14 protein-coding genes are annotated in these 18,597 nt (G+C 52.1%); 12 read left to right on the top strand and 2 right to left on the bottom strand.

The features are described from left to right. Positions 1–119: 119 nt before the first annotated feature. From AGRI_RS14830 to smrA, 3 genes are all read left to right on the top strand, one after another. Positions 120–1,448: a M20/M25/M40 family metallo-hydrolase gene (locus tag AGRI_RS14830; protein ID WP_008985693.1), complete on the top strand. Its 1,329-nt coding sequence runs from the start codon at positions 120–122 to the stop codon at positions 1,446–1,448. 150 nt (positions 1,449–1,598) lie between these two features. Then, positions 1,599–1,877, top strand: coding sequence for a hypothetical protein (locus AGRI_RS14825; RefSeq protein WP_008985692.1), 279 nt, complete (start codon positions 1,599–1,601; stop codon positions 1,875–1,877). 112 nt (positions 1,878–1,989) lie between these two features. Beyond that, positions 1,990–2,568 (top strand): DNA endonuclease SmrA, encoded by a 579-nt coding sequence (gene smrA, locus AGRI_RS14820; protein WP_008985691.1) that lies wholly within the window; start codon positions 1,990–1,992, stop codon positions 2,566–2,568. 281 nt (positions 2,569–2,849) lie between these two features. Here smrA and AGRI_RS14815 read toward each other — a convergent pair whose 3' ends face one another. After that, entirely contained in the window at positions 2,850–3,770 is a 921-nt protein-coding gene (locus AGRI_RS14815) for a 2-hydroxyacid dehydrogenase (protein ID WP_008985690.1), read from the bottom strand. Between the two features lie 146 nt (positions 3,771–3,916). Here AGRI_RS14815 and olsF point away from each other — a divergent pair, with 146 nt between their 5' ends. The 9 genes from olsF (at position 3,917) to AGRI_RS14770 (ending at position 14,613) form a co-directional block, all read left to right on the top strand. Beyond that, on the top strand, positions 3,917–5,623 hold the full coding sequence (gene olsF / locus AGRI_RS14810; protein ID WP_008985689.1) for a bifunctional ornithine lipid synthase OlsF: 1,707 nt from the start codon (positions 3,917–3,919) through the stop codon (positions 5,621–5,623). 143 nt (positions 5,624–5,766) lie between these two features. Then, entirely contained in the window at positions 5,767–7,374 is a 1,608-nt protein-coding gene (locus AGRI_RS14805) for a DUF3300 domain-containing protein (protein WP_008985688.1), read from the top strand. 452 nt (positions 7,375–7,826) lie between these two features. Next, positions 7,827–8,522 (top strand): OmpW/AlkL family protein, encoded by a 696-nt coding sequence (locus tag AGRI_RS14800; RefSeq protein WP_008985687.1) that lies wholly within the window; start codon positions 7,827–7,829, stop codon positions 8,520–8,522. A 134-nt stretch (positions 8,523–8,656) separates the two neighbouring features. Then, the gene (locus AGRI_RS14795) at positions 8,657–10,501 is read left to right on the top strand and encodes a bifunctional acetyl-CoA hydrolase/transferase family protein/GNAT family N-acetyltransferase (RefSeq protein ID WP_008985686.1); all 1,845 of its coding nucleotides are present in this window, start codon (positions 8,657–8,659) and stop codon (positions 10,499–10,501) included. Continuing rightward, positions 10,501–11,418 carry a histone deacetylase family protein gene (locus tag AGRI_RS14790; protein ID WP_008985685.1) on the top strand — a complete coding sequence of 306 codons (918 nt, stop codon included), beginning with the start codon at positions 10,501–10,503 and terminating at the stop codon, positions 11,416–11,418. Before AGRI_RS14795 ends, AGRI_RS14790 begins: the two co-directional genes overlap by 1 nt. 48 nt (positions 11,419–11,466) lie before the next feature. Next, the gene (locus tag AGRI_RS14785) at positions 11,467–12,594 is read left to right on the top strand and encodes a diguanylate cyclase domain-containing protein (RefSeq protein ID WP_008985684.1); all 1,128 of its coding nucleotides are present in this window, start codon (positions 11,467–11,469) and stop codon (positions 12,592–12,594) included. A gap of 183 nt (positions 12,595–12,777) precedes the next feature. Then, positions 12,778–13,677, top strand: a complete 900-nt coding sequence (locus AGRI_RS16245) for a tetratricopeptide repeat protein (RefSeq protein ID WP_008985683.1) — start codon at positions 12,778–12,780, stop codon at positions 13,675–13,677. A 127-nt stretch (positions 13,678–13,804) separates the two neighbouring features. Continuing rightward, complete coding sequence (locus tag AGRI_RS14775) at positions 13,805–14,311, top strand: hypothetical protein (RefSeq protein WP_008985682.1); 507 nt, start codon at positions 13,805–13,807, stop codon at positions 14,309–14,311. 41 nt (positions 14,312–14,352) lie between these two features. Next, positions 14,353–14,613, top strand: a complete 261-nt coding sequence (locus AGRI_RS14770; protein ID WP_008985681.1) for a hypothetical protein — start codon at positions 14,353–14,355, stop codon at positions 14,611–14,613. An 89-nt stretch (positions 14,614–14,702) separates the two neighbouring features. Here the strand turns inward: AGRI_RS14770 and purL are convergent, their stop codons facing one another. Beyond that, positions 14,703–18,593: a phosphoribosylformylglycinamidine synthase gene (purL, locus tag AGRI_RS14765; RefSeq protein WP_008985680.1), complete on the bottom strand. Its 3,891-nt coding sequence runs from the start codon at positions 18,591–18,593 to the stop codon at positions 14,703–14,705. Positions 18,594–18,597: the final 4 nt, after the last annotated feature.

Raw genomic sequence — 18,597 nt, 5'->3', positions numbered from 1 at the left:
GTGGCAGCTCCTGTATCCGTTAATCGGGCTAAAATGGGGTTTAGCCGCGTAAGCTGGGTTTAATCCGTTAAAGCTGTTAAATTTGCCTGACAACCATCATCACAAGGCAAACAATAACAATGAAACTGTGGTTCTCAACTATCATAGCAGCTTTTAGCCTGAATGTGCAGGCAGCCCCTTTAGCACTGGATAAAGATCTGGCGTATAACCTGGTCGAGTCGTTAACGGTGGAAGTGGGTCCGCGACTAGCCGGCAGCGAAGCCGATTTGCGCTCGGTGGTATGGGCGGAACAACACTTTAAACAGTTAGGCTTTGATAAAGTCTGGCGCGAGCCCTTTGACATGCTGTATTGGGAGCGCGGCGCTGCCAGTCTGCGGGTGGGCGCGCCTTTTAATCAGGCACTGGTCCTCACCGCCCTGGGTGGCTCAGTCGGCACGCCTTTTGATGGTATCGCCGCTCAGGTGGTGATGTTTAATACGCTGGATGAGCTAATCGCAGCCGACCCGGCTCAGGTCAAAGATCGCATCGTCTTTATTAACCATGCGCTGGAAAAAGATATTCGTGGTGGTTTTTACGGTCAGGTGGTCGGTGGCCGCGCCCGGGGTGCGGTTGAAGCCGCGAAACTGGGCGCGAAAGCCCTGTTAATCCGCTCGGTTGGCAGCAGCAATAACCGCTTTGCCCATACCGGCCAAATGCGTTACGAGGAGGGCGTACCAAGGATCCCTGCCGCCGCCATCTCGGTACCTGACGCGCAGCAATTAAGTAAGATCCTCAGCCGCAACCCGGAAGTCAGCCTGAATCTGCAAATGAATAATAACCTACCCGGCAAGGTAACCAGCCATAACGTCATTGCCGAAATCACCGGTAGCAAAAGACCAGATGAAATTGTGCTGATTAGTGCTCACCTGGATTCCTGGGACGAAGGTACCGGGGCGCTGGACGATGGTGCTGGTGTTGGTATCGTGATGGCCGCAGCGGCGCTATTAAAGCAGGAAAAGCCCGAGCGCACTATTCGGGTGGTGCTCTTTGGTAACGAAGAAGGCGGGTTGATTGGCGCCCGTGCTTATGCCACCCGCCATCATCAGGAATTACACAAGCATGTGTTTGCCTCAGAGTCTGACTTTGGCGCTGGCCGGATCTGGCGTTTTGATACCGGTATGGGCGAGCAGGCACTGAATTTTGCCCGCCAGGTGCAGCAAAAACTGGCGCCACTTGGGATCAGCATGGGCCCGAATACGGCCTCGGGTGGTCCTGATGTATCAATTTTAAAAGCACAGGGCGTACCGGTAGCAACACTGATGCAGGACGGTACCGATTACTTTGATTATCACCATACACCCAATGATACGCTGGATAAAATTGATCCAACGGCACTACGGCAAAACCTGGAAGCCTGGCTGATTATGACCCGGGCTATCGCCAATAGCAGCGTTGATTTACGTCAATAACCTCCCCCTCCCCCTGCTGTCAGCATTATGACAGCAGGGTTACATCTATTAAAAAATTTAATCTGAAACTTACAATATTCCTCAGTTGAGTAAAAACTCCACACTGCTCATAATGCGCGCAATTAACCTGCCGCAATATGGAGCCTGCAGATGGAAAACTTGATTTACGACATTATCAGCTGGGTTGGCCTGACGATCTGTATCGGCGCGTTTTTTATTAAAGATGTGTTCTGGCTTAGATTAGCTACATTAATAGGTTGTAGCCTGCTATTTGTCTATTACAGCCATATCGCCATTCCACAAGGTGTGATCTCAAACCTGTTGGTATTGCTGATTAATGCCTACTACTTGCTGCGCTTTGCTGCCGCCCGGAAAAAAGCCGCTAACACAGACGTAGCTCCGGCCGCCCTGAAACCACAAGCTGAATAAGGCGCTTTTGTCCCACCCTGACTCCCGTTATACTTGGCGGTCTTCAGGTCTGAGCCAGTTAGCTCTGTATAACGTAGAGCTAACCAGACCAGCTTAAGTTGCGGAGACCGCTATGCAGGAAGATGATCTCGAGCTGTTTCTTTCTGAAATGGCTGATGTAAAGCCAATATCTCAGGATGCTGTGCTGCAAGCCAGTGGTGAGTTCAGTCCTACGTTGGCACAACAGGCCAGACGTAAAGCCGCTGAACAGGAAATGGAGTACGATCCACATTACCTGAGTATGGAATACGTCGAACTGGTGAAACCCGACGATGTGTTTGCCTATTGCAAAGACGGTGTACAACAGGGTGTGTACCGTAATCTGCGCTTGGGCAAGTATCAGTTAGACGCCACCCTGAATTTACTGGGTAAACCCCTGGTTGAAGCACGCAGCGCACTGCAACAATTTATCACCGACTGTCATCAACGCGGCGTGCGAACGCTGTTGATCCAACATGGTATGGGCCGCGACAGCAAGCCGCACCCGGCTATTTTACGCAGCTATGTGTTCAAGTGGTTACCGGCGTTTAGCGTGGTGCTGGCGGCACATACCGCACAGCGGCAACACGGCGGTTATAGCGCGACCTATGTTTTACTGCAGAAGAATGCGGAACAAAAACGCGAAAATCGCGAACGCCATACTAAGCGATAAAAAACTAAGGGCCGCAACTGCGGCCCTTAGTTTTTAGCATACCCAGCAAAATGCCTCTGCCCGGGTCAGAAATGCTGACAAAGCCAACAACAGCACTGCTACAGCAAGTGTGGTAAAGCCAAAACCACGATTGGACGCTTTACTCATAAACCAACCTCAACACTATTCTTGTTATTATTTGTCACAGCTGCCGGTTACCATGAGATAAGCGGTCAACTACCTGCGACGAAAAATAGTGTAATCAGTTCGTAACCCTCTGGCAACGCTGTAATTTTAAACAGTTAGTATCCCTGTTGCAGGTCAACCTGGTTAAGTAAAGGCAGGCCCTGCTCCGCCCGGCGATAATTCTCGGCAATTTGTGCCACGACCGACTCGACCCGGGTGACCGCGGAGATATGTGGTGTTATCGTCACTGCCGGATGATGCCAGTAAGGATCCGTTGCGGGTAACGGCTCCTGTCTGAATACATCCAGGCAAGCAGCCTGTACCTGCCCGGACTCTAGCGCCGCCAGCAGCGCCTGATCATCAATAATAGCGCCACGGGCCACGTTAATTAAAATCACGCCAGGTTTCATCAGCGCTAACACCTGCTGATCCAGTAGCTGTGTCGTTGCCGGCGTTAAAGGTAATAAACAGATCACCAGATCAGCCTGTTGCAAGGCTGGCGCCAGGCCATCTGCCCCCGCAAAGCAGCGGATACCCGGAATATCTTTTACAGTTCGTGACCAGCCGGTTACCTGATAACCCTGCGCCTGAAAATATCGCGCAGTAGCGGCTCCCAGCTCCCCCAGCCCCAGTACACAAAGTGTTTGCAGCGTGCGTGGACTTTTCGGCTTCCACAACGCTTGCTGCTGCTGGCGGTTAAATTGGTCCAGGCGTAAACGATAATAACTTTCGATACCCGCCAGATAACGCAACATTGACTCGGTTAAGGCCGGATCAACCACCCGAGCCAGCGGTAAAGCCGGTAAATCCGGATCCGTTACTATGCTGTCGATCCCGGCACCGTAACTTTGTAATGCCTTTAAATTCGGTAACTGTGCCAGTATTCCCGCCGGTTGTTTCCAAAGTACTGCAAAGGTCACCGCAGCCGGATCGGACAGCTGCGGCCAGATCTCAATTGCTACGCCTGGCAGCGCGGCACGCAGGCGTTGTTGTAAATCTTCAAGTTTACGGTCAGGGATAATCAGGGCAATAGTCACGGCATACTCCGACGTAGTGGCAGGCGCTTACCTTAGCACAAAACAGCCGCGGCGTGGCTGTCGTTAAACTGCCATAAAATTGCCAAACAGCTGTCATGCAAAGCGCTTAGGCTCATCTTCAGCAATCGTTTTCAGGAGTTAACGCCATGCTGAATGTCGAACAAATGATCCAACAACAACTGCCACAGGTCGATCAGCAAAGCTGGTTATATCGCCCGGTGAAATCCCTACTGAGCTACCTGTTACATGAACAGGATTTTCAGCGCTTTGCTGAGCGCTACCCGCATTTGCAGGGATTAGAGTTTGTCGAACAGGTGTTGGATTACTTTAACTTCAGTTATGCCGTTCGCGATAACGAGCTGGAACGGATCCCCAGCAGTGGCCGGGTGGTGATTATCGCCAACCATCCGATTGGCTCACTTGATGGCCTGGCACTGTTGAAGTTGGTCAGCGAAATCCGGCCCGACGTGAAAGTTCTGGCCAATCAGTTACTGATGGCATTACCGCCACTGCATTCACTGCTGCTGCCGGTTAATAATATGAGTGGCGGCACTGAGCGGCGACGCTTAGACGCTATCGGTGCCCATCTGGCGGCGGAAGGTGCGCTGATCTTATTTCCGGCCGGCGAAGTTTCCCGTCTGAAACCAAACGGTATCCGCGATGGCAAATGGCATAGCGGCTTTTTACGTTTTGCGACGCAGAATAAAGCACCGGTGTTACCGATCTATATCGATGGTCGCAATTCTGCTTTGTTTTATAGCGCGTCATTAGTTTACAAGCCGCTGGCAACCGCATTGCTGGTCAAGGAAATGTTTAAACAGCGGCGCAAGTCGATTGGGATGCGGATTGGTGAATTAATTCCGTTTGAAAGCTTCAATGGTTTACAGCTGGAGCTACCGGCCAAGGTCAAGCTATTCAAAAAGCATCTGTACCGGCTGGCAAAGGACAAAAGCCCACTGTTTAAAACCCAGAGTGCCGTTGCACATCCGGAGGAGCGCGCAGTATTAAAAAGAGCGATAGAACAGTGTCAGCTATTGGGCGACACCAGTGACGGCAAAAAAATATACCTTTATCAGCATCAGCAAAGTTCGCCCATCATGCGCGAAATTGGCCGGCTGCGGGAACTGGCTTTTCGTGCCGTTGGCGAGGGCAGCGGCCTGCGCCGGGATATCGACCGCTTTGATAGTCACTATGAGCATCTGATTTTATGGGATAAAGATGATCTGGAGATCGTCGGGGCTTATCGTTTTGCTAAGACCGCCAAGGTCATCGCCGAACATGGACAGACCGGACTTTATACCGCTTCGTTGTTTCAGTTCAGCAGTCACATGCAGCCTTATCTGGCACAGGGGCTGGAACTTGGCCGCAGCTTTGTACAACCCCGTTACTGGGGCAAACGTAGCCTCGACTATCTCTGGGTTGGTATCGGTGCCTACTTAAAACAATCGCCGGATATCAGGTATCTGTTTGGCGGCGTCAGTTTATCGAATAGCTACCCACAGGCAGCGCGGGATCTGATGGTTTATTTTTACTCGCTGTATTTTCAGGATGAGCAACAACGGGCGGTGTCCAATCAACCCTATCAACTGCCGCAGCCGATGTTACAACAGCTGCAGCAACATTTTACCGGTCAGGATTATGCGGCAGACTTTGTGCAGCTTAAACATTTACTGGCCAATATGGGCGTGAGTATACCCACCCTCTATAAACAGTACAGCGAACTGTGTGAGCCGGGTGGTGTAAAGTTTCTGGCCTTTGGTACCGATCCGGATTTTGCCGATTGTATTGATGGCCTGGTACTGGTGGATTTAACCCAGGTTAAAGTGCAAAAGCGCGCCCGCTATCTCGAGTAAGCCGGACACTGGTAGCGAGTGTAAAGATCCGGTAAAGTTCAGCTGCGATTCAGCCCCACCAGCCTATAAGTTGTATACTTAATGTCCACACCGCTGCCGGCAGCTGGAAACCACCAGATCCCGCCAGTAGTAAGGAGTACGCTATGTCGATACAACGTCAGATTTCGCAATTACTGCTGGCGGCGCTGCTACTGTTACTGACGGCATGCGCCAGCCAGGCGCAAAGCCGTACCAGCAGCAATACCGAGGCCGAGCTGGACCAGATGCTGGCACCGATTGCCCTCTATCCGGATTCAGTGCTAACCCATGTGTTAATTGCCTCAACCTATCCATTGGAGATTGTGCAGGCCGCGCGTTGGTTAGAGCAAAATCCCAATTTAGCCGGTGAGGATGCTGTGGATGCTGCCCAGAGTCAGGATTGGGATCCCAGCGTGCAGGCACTGGTCGCGTTTCCACAATTAATCCAGCGTTTAAATGACGACCTGGATTGGACTCAACGGCTAGGCGAAACCTTTCTGGCCGATGAACCGGGATTAATGGCCAGTATTCAGCGTCTGCGCCAGCGTGCCTATGCTCAGGGCACGCTAAATAAGATGGAGCATGTGGTGGTCGAACGGGAACGCGAAGTTATCGTGATAGAGCCGGCCCGCCGCGAAGTCATTTATGTACCTTATTATGACACCCGTGTAGTGTATGGTAACTGGTGGTGGCCAGCCTATCCACCGGTATACTGGTATGAGCCCCATGGCTATCGCAGTCAGGTCAGTTTTTACTGGAGCTCGGGTTTCCGGATCCGTCCGTCTTTTTATTTCAGTATCTTCGACTGGCATCGCCATCATGTCATAGTACATCACCATTACTATCACAAACCGCCGCGTTATTATCCAAGACGCCATCACTTCCATGATGCGCCACGCTGGAGTCATGACCAATACCACCGGCGTGGTGTGCACTACCGGCACAGCTATTTGCGGGATAAACCCGACTATCAGCATCGTCCTGACCGGCCACGTAACTATGATGACCGCTATAACCAAAGAAGCCGCGAACAGTGGCGGGCAGAGCGGCAACAAGCGCAGCGGCCACAGTCAGATCGCTTTATTCCCAGAGACAGCAATCTGCGGCCATCAAACCGCCAGCAGCAATATGCTGAACGTAACACAGAACAGCGACCACAGCGGTTTGAACAAAGCAACCGGCCTGAACCGGCACCACGCGGCCGGATAGCTGAGCAGTGGGCAGAAAACGAGCAACGGATCCAGCCGATCCAGCCAGCGGAGACAGCACAACGGCCGCAGCGGCCACAACGCGAAACCGAGCGGGTACAGTATCAGCGGCAACGCCCTGAGCAACAGGTGCAGCCGGTCAGCCGGCCGCAACCAGAGACGCAACGCGTGCAGTATCAGCGCCAGCAACCTGAGCAGCGGGTACAACCTGTCAGCCGGCCACAGCCAGAGACGCAACGCGTGCAGTATCAGCGCCAGCAACCTGAGCAGCGGGTACAACCCGTCAGCCGGCCACAACCAGAGACGCAGCGGGTACAGTATCAGCGTCAACAACCTGAGCAGCGGGTACAACCCGTCAGCCGGCCACAGCCAGAGCCGCAACGGGTTCAATACCAACGCCCTCAGGCTGAACAACGGATGCAGACCGTATCAAGACCTGCAGCCGAGCAGCGCCCTGCCCAGGCACAGCGTTCAGTCTCGGAACGCTCAGCCAGATTTGAGTCGCGGCGCGAGCAAATGCAGTAACATCGTGCTAGGGCGTGTTGACGTTTGCTGCTCAGATTTTGTTCGCACTGGCGGTGCTTTGATCGCGAAACGAGGAACGCAGTTTAGTTATTCTAAATAAGTGACGAGTGAAGCTACCGCGTCCTGCTCTCGCCCCTGACCTGCATCCATGCAGGCCCCAAAGAGCAAAGCACCGCCAGCGCGAACCCTTCGGGCAGCGTTTGGCTGGCGTTTCTACTGCGTTATCGCTTGTTCATGTAGAATAACTACACATCACAAGCTCTGCCTTGTATAAACACCAGCCAAACGGCTGCAAAAACAAGCAGCAAACGTCAACACGCCCTACCTCTTTGTTGATATGGAACAATACTTCTGACAAAAGGCCCGCAACTGAGCGGGCTTTTTTGATCCAGCCCAAAGTAAATGTCGCTGCAACGCGCAAAATGGCGGCAACTACTCAATGGGAGAATCAAATGAAAACCATGTTATCTGCAGTTACTCTGGGTTTAGGTTTATTGGCTGCACCGGCCATGGCTGAATTTTCGGTCAACGTTGGTGCCATTAGCGTGATGCCAGACGACAGTAGCGGCAACCTGAATGTGGTAGAGACCGTTGCCGGTTTACCCGCCGGTTCGACCGGCGTTAAGGTCAATAGCAATACACAGCTCGGCCTGACTTTCGACTACAAGCTAACGCAAAATTGGGGTGTACAGTTAATTGCGGCCACGCCTTTTAGCCATAAAATCAGTGGCGATGGCGCTATCGACGGCCTGAAAATTGGTAAAACCAAACATTTACCCCCGACGCTGTTAGGCCAATACTATTTTGATGTCGGCAATAGCAATATTCAGCCATTTCTGGGGCTGGGCGTGAACTATACCAACTTCTTTAACACCGAAGCCGACCAGGAACTGAAAACGACACTAGTCGCACTGGGTGCAGCCGGCGCTAATGACCCGGTTAGTATTAAACTGAAAAACTCCTGGGGCCTGGCGGCGCAAGCCGGCGTCAATATCAAACTGGCTGATAACCTGGGTGTCCACCTGATGATCAGCAAAATCGATATCGACACCAAGGCGCATGTCCGGGTGAATGGCAACACGGTGCAAAGCGTCGATGTCGCCATCGACCCACTGGTGGCGATGATCGGCCTGCGCTGGACACTGTAAGTTTTATCTTGCCCTTTGCCGTCAACATTTCGGTGTTGACGGTATTTTTCAGGGCGCTCCGACCAAAGTCGGGGCTTTCCCCGCTCCGGCTTCTGGATTAGAGTGTCAAAGAATGTTCAATAGCCGGAGTCGCTATGCCAAGCCCTGTCTCCAATCTGAACTGGCAACAGTTACTCAAATCCGGTAACCGGATTTTTATCGGTTCCCATGCCGCAGTGCCAACGCTGCTGATCGATGATCTGATTGCTAACGCGAAAAGCCTGCACGATATCGAAATCGTGCAGCTGGTCACCCTGTCTGACAACAAATGGGCCAGACCGGAATTCCAACACCGCTTTAAAGTGAATACTTTTTTTATTGGTGGCAACACTGTGCGTCAGGCCGTCGCCGAAGGTCGTGCGGATTATACGCCCTGCTTTATGACCGATATTCCGGCGCTGTTTACCGACGGCGTCCTACCGCTGGATGCCGCCCTGATTATGGTCAGCCCGGCCGATGAGCACGGTTATCATTCGTTGGGCGTCGCCGTCGATGTGATTGCGGCCGCTGCCAAAGCTGCAAAAACAGTGATTGCGCAGGTTAATCCGGCGATGCCCATCACTTACGGCCAGTCTTTTATCCATAAAGAGGATATCGACGCCTTTTTTTATGCCGAGCAGGCCCTGCCGGAAGTGCAACCGACTGAGCTGGATCCGCGCACCGAGCGGATCGGCCAGTATGTTTCTCTGCTGGTTGAAGATGGCGCCACCATCCAACTCGGCGTTGGTAAAATTTGCGAAGCCGTCACCCGCTACCTGAGTAATCATAAAGATCTGGGGCTGCATACTGAACTGATGACCGACGGTGTACTGGAACTGATTAAAAAAGGCGTAATCAATAACAGGCGTAAAACCTTTCATCCCGGTAAAAGCGTCACCAGTTTTTGTATCGGCACCAAACAGCTGTACGACTTTGTGCATCAAAACCCGCATATCGGCTTCTATCCCAGTGAGTATGTCAATTCGCCCAGCAACATTGCCCGCAACGAGCGCATGGTCTCAATTAACAGTGCCATCGAAGTGGATCTGACCGGGCAGGTGGTGTCAGATTCAATCGGTCATCAGTTTTATAGTGGCGTCGGTGGTCAGGTTGACTTTAGCCGCGGCGCCTCAATGAGTAACGGTGGTAAACCCATTATTGCCCTGCCCTCTACCGCCAAAAGCGGCTCAATTTCCCGGATCGTGCCGCATATCCGGGAAGGCGCCGGCGTGGTCACCAGCCGCGCACATGTGCATTATGTGGTCACTGAATTTGGCGTCGCCTCACTGCGCGGCAAAAGTATCCGCGAGCGGGCGCTGGAACTGATCCGGGTCGCCCATCCAAAGTTCCGTAATCAGCTGTTAGCTGAAGTGCGCAAGCATTATTGGGTACCGCATTATCAGGTACAAACCCCGGTCGAAGTGCCGGAGCTGGGACCTGTGGGTTTTAAAGAGCTGACCGTTAACGGCGAAAGCTTTGATTTACGCCCGCTTAATCCGTCAGATGAGCGGCGTTTGCAGGAGTTTTTCTACTCCCACACCAAAGAAACACTGCAAATGCGCTACAACTCCGTGCCGACGCAAATGAGCCGCGAGAAGTCCTGTACTTTGGTTAGCGTCGATCAATCGAAAGATCTGGCGCTGTGTATCGTTAAGCAAAAAGGCTCAGTGGTGGAAATTCAGGCCGTCGGCCGTTATTACCTGATTGAAAGCCAGAATAGCTGCGAAGTTGCCTTTGTCACCCGCGAAAAATTTCAGGGCAAAGGCATGGCCAAACGGCTGCTGGCAGAAATGATCAATGTGGCCCGTATTCGTGGCTTAAGCTCAATGCAGGCCTATGTACGGGCAGAAAACAAACCTATGCTCAGAGTATTTGAAAACGCCGGCTTTGTGCGCCTGCGCAGTGACGAGCCCTCTGAAGCCTTTTTAAAACTGGATTTAACCCCGGCAGGAGAGTGCTGATGCCTATTACTATTTTCAGCCACCCCAGCTGTTATTACCATGAAAATGGCGTTGACCATCCGGAATGTCCGGAGCGCTTATCGGCCATTAATGACCAGCTGATCCGCTCTGGTATGGAGTATGTGGTGATGCAGCGCGACGCCAGCCCGGCCACAAAAGAAGCGCTATATCTGGCACATGGCAAACTTTATGTTGACGAGCTGTTTGCCAAAGCGCCACGAGAAGGCCATATCTGGCTCGATCCTGACACCGTGATGGGGCCCAAAAGCCTGAACGCGGCCCTGCATGCTGCTGGTAGCGGGATCAATGCCGTCGATCAGGTAATGGCGGGCACTAATGAACAGGCATTTTGTGCGGTACGCCCGCCTGGCCACCATGCAACGCGTGAGCAGGCAATGGGTTTTTGCCTGCTAAATAATATTGCGATCGCGGCCGAGCACGCCTTGAACCAGTACCAGCTCAGCCGAATTGCCATCGTCGATTTTGACGTACATCATGGCAACGGTACCGAGGATATCTTTCAACATGAACCACGGGTGCTATTTTGCTCCTCGTTTGAACATCCGCTGTATCCCTACACTGGCGCTGAGACAAATAACGAACATATTATCAATCTGCCACTGGCCGGTGGCTGTCGCGGCACCGCCTGGCGGGAACAGGTAAAACAGCACTGGCTACCCGCTATTGATCGTTTTGCGCCACAGCTGATTTTAATCTCCGCCGGCTTTGACGGCCATGCCGAAGACGAGATGGCGCATTTTATGTTGCGCGAAGAAGACTACCAGTGGATTGCCACTGAACTTAAACAACTGGCCGACAAACACTGCCAGGGCCGTATCGTCGCCATGCTGGAAGGCGGTTATGCCTTAAGTGCGCTCGGACGCAGCGTAGTGGCTTTTCTAAAAGGTTTGCTCTAGGTCCAATTTTAGCTGCTAAGCTTAGTGCAACTCAGGGTACTTTTGCTTATGCAGCTGATTAAAAACTATTTTCCATCTTTATCCTATCTGGACCCGGCCAGCGAGGCGGAATTCCGGCTGTATCTGGTTGCCAGTACCCGCCATATTGCGCAGCGGCTGGCATTAGTCTGTGTGGCATTAATGCTGTTGTTTTCGATCACAGATATTCTGGTTGGCGACAGCTGGTACAGCCTGGGTAATCTGTCACGCTATACAGCGGCCGGCCTGATTTTACTTTATGCTCTGGCGAATAAAACACTCAACGCTGAGCAGTGGTTACAGGGTTGGCTTGGGATCTCAGCCCTGGTTATCTTATTATTAAGTATCACTTTTTATGGTTCATCACTCTACTACGGCAAATTAGGTGAAGGTGGCCCTATGGTCGTGGCTTTCGCCATTGCCGCCATTCCGATTTTTAACTTACAACAAAAAATCTTATTGTGGTTACAACTGGCCGCCGCAGTGTTATTCCTGAAATATTGCACTGCTATTGATACCGGCTGGTCCGTCTTTTATCTGGTGGTAACAACCTTGCTTTGCCTGAGCTGGCAGCGGCAATTCGACCGCTTGTTACGCAGCCAGTTTAAAACGGTAAGGCTGGAACAACAAAAAGCCGAAACCGATCAATTAACCGGTTTGCTTAACCGGCGTAGCTTCGAACAACGCCTGCAGCAAAAACTCCAGCAGTTGCCGGCAGATCAGCAATTATCCCTGGGGTTGTTGGATATCGATTACTTTAAACGCTACAACGACTTCTATGGTCATCTGGATGGTGATCTGGTTTTGGTACGCCTATCCCGGCTGCTCTCTGCCGATCCTAAGCTGCTGGTGGTACGTTTTGGCGGCGAAGAGTTTATTCTGGTTGAACAACATAGCGCTGATATACCCAGCTCTTTGTTGCAATTACCTGACAAGCTGGCAGCCTTAGCCATCCCTCATCAGAACTCGCCCTTTGCAGTAGTCACAGCGTCGATCGGTATTGTCACCCTAAACTATCCGGCCAGCGGCTATCAAAGTGGCCAACTGATGCATCAGGCCGATCAACTGCTCTATGAGGCGAAAGAACAAGGCCGTAATCAGGCCCGGCAATGTTTTTTATCCCAAGCCGCTCTTGCGCAACAACAGGCGACGGTCTAAACCAGACCAGCCTTGCTCAAGACTGCTACCACCTTAGTGAAGCCCTTTCAGGCAAGCAAAATACTGCGTAAAACTTTTCCCTGTTGGTACGACAAGTGAAAATTTGTGAACAAAATGATAATTTAAAGTTTAATTTTCAGGTACTAGGCTGAAAGTACTCTCACGATATTTCAGGATGAATCGATGAAGCTGGCCACTTTATTTCTGAGCAGTTTACTGTTAAGCGGGATCAGTTTGGTACCAGCGCAAGCCCATGTTCAATCTGCCAATACGGTTAAACTAGCATGCCTGGATGGACGCTGTGAAAAGGATATCAAGCAGTTACATTATCTGGCTCGTTACGGCAGTCTGGAAGCTGCTACCTTACTCAGTATGATCTATGCCACCGGTGATGGCCGCGAAGCGGATCCAAAGCGGGCGTTACAGATGCTAAACCGCGCCGTTAACCGGCGCCATCCGCCGGCATTATTTTTGCTGTCAGAATGGTATCGGCAGGGATTTGTAGTTGAAGCCGACCCGGCCAAAGCCGCTGAATTGTTACAAAGTGCGGTGAAAGCCGGTTATGCCCCGGCGCTTTATAAAACCGCGTTGCCGAAACTCGCCAGTCCGGATCCTGCTATTCAACAAGAAGGGCTGACATTACTGCAAGCCGCCAGTGAAAAGCAGCTGCTTGATGCGGTATTTTTGCTGGCACGTTTGCAACTGACCGGAGAAATTGCAAATCAGGACATCAGCGGCGCCGCTAACCTCTTTAAACAGCTGGTAAGAGTTGGCCATCACGAGTCCCGCCCGTATTTACAGCAAAGCATCGCATTGCTATCAAAGCAACCTGATAACATTGAGCAAGTCGCAGAATTGCAGGAGGCTTATGATATTGAAGTGATTCAGGTGATTGGCCGTGATTTCAAAACCGAGTCGATGTTATCAAATATGGTACATCAACTAAAACGCACCGGGCTCTATGTGCACGGTAGTATGTTTAGGATTAGAGGTCAGCAGTGTAATGCATCAACCGGCTGCGTATCGATAAGTCCGCGCGCGGGTGACCGGGATCTTAATCAGATGCTGACAAACAGCCTGTAACGGAGTGTTAAGGCTGAGTTTTGTTATCTGCCAAAAAAATTCACATCACTTTATAGACGTTAATTACGCACTAAAACCTGTTTTCCCGGGTTTTAGGGTTTTTTATCTATCACTAGCAGAGTTCAGAATGAAAAAACTAACAACAGCCTTTGCCTGCATTTTGGTATGTTACATTATGACCACTAACACCCAAGCTGAGGTGGCGTTTAACGATAGCAGGGTAATGTTAGTTATCCCGGCCAGTGAACCCGTGCTGCAACTTATTATCGACTACCATAGCGGTGATTTATCCGGGCTTGACCAAATACACAAACTTGGCGCTTTTAATGCTGCTCAGGCGAGACAGTATTTCAATCAAGAAACAACAGATCGACAAAGAGCCGAGCTGGTAGCGGAGAAGATCAAACTACGCCGGCAGCTTGGCCCACTGACCATTCAGCGAGTCCCAAGCAGTAGAGAGTTGAACCGCTTTCCATATGAATACATCATCGTACCGCATGATCCTAAGCTGAATAAATGGACCACCACTCTATATTATGGAGACATCGACCTGCAGTTACGCCTTCTGGCAGAGCTGCTGGGCGAGCACGTCGCAGCAGATACGATAGTCAACACCCTGGACAAATTGCCCTAATAATTTAACAATGCGCGACTATTTACTGACAAGGATTAAGTTTGCACAACACCAAAAAAATCACCACTATAGCTGCCGTTGCCTTTAGCTTAATGATTAGCGCCTGTAGCACTTACAGCGCCCAACAAGGCGCCGATGATTTCTTTGACGGCGCGATCAACAATGCCAAGCAATCTCAGACGCAGTCGCCAACTGCGATTAATCAGGCGGAACCCTCGGCAAAGGCAGACACCCTGGCTGGGCTCGTTAATATCGGTTTTGGTTGGATCCGCTCCTTGTTCGTGGAAGAAAAAAACCAGTAGTGATGCCGTGATAGCTAGTTCGTGACAACGGGAAAAGCACCCAATAAAAAACCTGCCGCAGCAGGTTTTTTATTGGGTGGTGTTAGGAATTAACCTAACCAGACCCGGGCATTGCGGAACATCCGCATCCAGGGGCTGTCTTCCTGCCAGTCATCCGGATGCCAGGAATTGGCCACGGTGCGGAATACCCGCTCCGGGTGTGGCATCATAATGGTGACCCGGCCATCGGTAGTAGTCAGCGCGGTAATACCGGCCACTGAACCATTCGGGTTTGCCGGATACTGCTCGGTAACCTGACCATAGTTATCAACAAAACGCAGTGCCACAGTGCCGCTTTGGTTGGCAGCCGCAAAGGCAGCTTGAGAGGCAAACTCGGCATGACCTTCACCGTGCGATACCGCAATCGGCATCCGCGAGCCAGCCATACCGCTAAAGAACAGCGACGGGCTTTGCTGCACTTCTACCAGGCTGAAGCGGGCTTCAAAACGCTCAGATTTATTGCGCACAAAGTGTGGCCATAAATCAGCCCCCGGGATCAGACTCTTCAGATTCGACATCATCTGACAACCGTTACAAACACCCAGCGCAAAGGTAGATTGCCGTTCAAAGAAGGTCTGGAACTCTTTGCGTGCCTGCTCGTTAAACAGCACTGACTTGGCCCAGCCTTCACCGGCCCCTAACACGTCACCGTAAGAGAAGCCACCACAGGCTGCTAAACCGTTAAAGTCTTTTAACGACACCTGACCGCTCAGAATATCGCTCATATGCACGTCAACGGCGCTAAAGCCGGCACGGTTAAAGGCAGCGGCCATTTCCAGCTGCGAGTTAACGCCCTGCTCGCGCAGAATCGCGATCCTGGGTGCAGCGCCTTTTAAAATCATCGGCGCGGCAATATCGGCATTCGGATCAAAGGTCAGTTTGGCGTGCAAGCCCGGATCCAGCTGATCGGCCTTGGCGTCAAACTCCTGCTTGGCGCCCGCCGGGTTATCGCGCAGGCTCTGCATCTGATAAGTCGTTTCGGCCCAGACGGTGCGCAGACGGCTGCGGCTATCGTTAAATACCACTGTGCCCTGCTGGCTGATCACAAAACGATCGCTTTGTTCAACTTTACCTACAACATGACTTAAGTCTGCCAGGTTATGTGTTGCCAGCACCTGCTGGACATAAGCCAGTTCCCTGTCGGCAACCTGCAGCACCGCACCCAGCTCTTCGCTGAATAACGCCGCCAGCGCATCGCTACCCAGAGCGCTGATATCGGCGGCGATACCGGCTTTACCGGCAAAGGCCATCTCGGCCAGGGTGACAAATAAACCACCGTCCGAGCGATCATGGTAGGCCAGCAATTTCTGCTCGCGCGTCAGCTGCTGCATGGCATTAAAGAAGTTAATCAGTAGCTGTGGGCTATCCAGATCAGCAGGCTGATCGCCCAGTTGCTTATACACCTGAGCTAAACACGAGCCGCCTAAGCGGTTAGCGCCCTGCCCCAGATCAATTAACAACAGGGAGCTGGCACCTTTATCCGTGCGCAGCTGTGGCGTCACGGTTTTACGGATATCTTCTACCCGGGCAAAGGCGGTGATAATCAGCGACATAGGCGCGGTAACGGCCTTATCTTCACCATCCTGTTGCCAGCGGGTTTTCATTGACATCGAGTCTTTGCCCACCGGGATCGTCACTTTTAGTGCCGGACACAGCTCTTCGCCGACCGCTTTTACTGCCGCATATAAACCGGCATCTTCGCCCGGGTGACCGGCGGCGGCCATCCAGTTGGCAGAAAGTTTAATCCGGTTTAAGTCGCCAATATCTGTGGCAGCAATATTGGTAATCGCTTCCGCTACGGCCAGACGGGCTGAGGCAGCAAAGTCCAGCAAGGCAACCGGCGTCCGCTCACCCATCGCCATCGCTTCGCCATGGTAGGTATCATAACTGGCCGCAGTAACACCACAGTTCGCCACCGGCACCTGCCAGGGGCCCACCATCTGATCGCGCGCAACCAAACCCGTTACCGTACGATCACCAATGGTTACCAGGAAGGTTTTCTCGGCAATGGTCGGCAAGCGTAATAAACGCTCAGCCGCATCGGCAAGCGTAATAGCAGAGCGGTCTAAAGGCTTAGCCGGCGCTTTTAAGCTTTGCACTTCGCGGTGCATTTTTGGCGCCTTGCCCAGTAACACGTTTAACGGCAGATCAATCGGCGTATTGCCAAAGTAGCTGTCGCTCAGCGTTAAATGCTGTTCGGCGGTGGCTTCACCCACTACCGCATAAGGGGCACGTTCACGTTTACAAATGGCTTCGAATACCGGCATTTTGTCGGCCGGGATCGCCATCACATAACGCTCCTGCGATTCGTTACACCAGATTTGCAGCGGCGACATGCCAGGCTCATCATTCGGTACATTACGCAGCTCGAACTTACCACCAACACCGCCGTCGTTTACCAGCTCCGGGAAGGCATTCGATAAACCGCCGGCACCAACGTCATGAATAAAGACGATAGGGTTGTCCTGGCCCAGCTGCCAGCAGCGGTCAATCACTTCCTGACAACGGCGTTCAATTTCCGGGTTATCGCGCTGTACCGAAGCAAAGTCCAGATCTTCATTCGACTGGCCTGACGCCATCGAAGACGCCGCACCACCGCCAAGACCGATATTCATCGCCGGGCCGCCTAATACCACCAGCTTGGCACCCACCGGCAAATCGCCTTTTTGGACATGCTCTTCGCGGATATTACCCAGACCACCGGCAATCATAATCGGCTTATGGTAACCACGAACTTCTTCGCCGTTATGGCTGTGCACCTTTTCTTCGTAGGTACGGAAATAACCGTTGATCGCCGGACGACCAAATTCGTTGTTAAAGGCGGCGCCACCCAGTGGGCCTTCCAGCATAATGTCCAGTGCGGTAACAATGCGCTCCGGCTTACCAAAATCACTTTCCCATGGCTGGACAAAGCCCGGAATACGCAGGTTAGACACCGAGAAACCCACTAAGCCCGCTTTGGGCTTAGAGCCCACGCCGGTGGCACCCTCGTCACGGATTTCGCCGCCCGAGCCGGTTGCCGCGCCCGGATAAGGCGAAATCGCCGTGGGGTGGTTATGGGTTTCGACCTTCATCAGCACATGGATTGGCTCATGATGATACTGATACTCGCGGCCATCCGGCGTCGGGAAGAAACGACCGGCTTCAGAGCCAACCATCACCGCAGCATTATCTTTATAGGCTGATAACACATAATCCGGTGTTTGCTCGAAGGTATTTTTAATCATTTTAAACAGCGATTTAGGCTGTTTTACGCCATCGATGGTCCAGTCGGCGTTAAAAATCTTGTGCCGGCAGTGCTCAGAGTTGGCCTGCGCAAACATATAGAGTTCAATGTCGTTCGGGTTGCGACCGAGCTGCTGAAAATTGCTGACCAGATAATCAATTTCATCATCGGCTAAGGCCAGACCCATCGTCTGGTTGGCCTGTTCCAGCGCCGCACGGCCACCGCTTAGAATATCCACCGAGCTTAAAGTACCCGGCTCGGCCTGCGCAAACAGCGCGGCAGCCTGCTCCAACTCGGTAAACACCGCTTCCATCATCCGATCATGTAACAGGCTGGCCAGTTGTTGCTGCTGAGCCGCAGTTAAGGCTACGGCGTCAACATAATAGGCAATACCACGCTCTAAGCGTTTTACCGTTGGCAGGTTACAGTTGCGGGCAATGTCGGTGGCTTTGGAAGACCAGGGAGAAATAGTGCCGGGGCGTGGTGTCACTAACAGCAACAAACCGCTGGGTTGGTGGCTGGCAATGCTCGGGCCGTAGGTTAACAGTTGATCCAGCACCTGGCGCTGTTCGCTGCTAAGTGGTGCCGATAAATCAGCAAAATGCATATATTCGGCATAGATACCGTTAACCGGTAAATTTTGCTGGGCACAAAGATCGAGTAACTTTTGAATTCGGAATTCGGACAGTGCAGGTGCACCACGCAGGATCAACATAGGC

Source organism: Alishewanella agri BL06 (assembly GCF_000272005.1).
Taxonomy (GTDB): Bacteria; Pseudomonadota; Gammaproteobacteria; order Enterobacterales; family Alteromonadaceae; genus Alishewanella; species Alishewanella agri.
The sequence above is the reverse complement of the archived record's forward strand: the minus strand, read 5'-3'. Positions and strand labels throughout refer to the sequence as shown.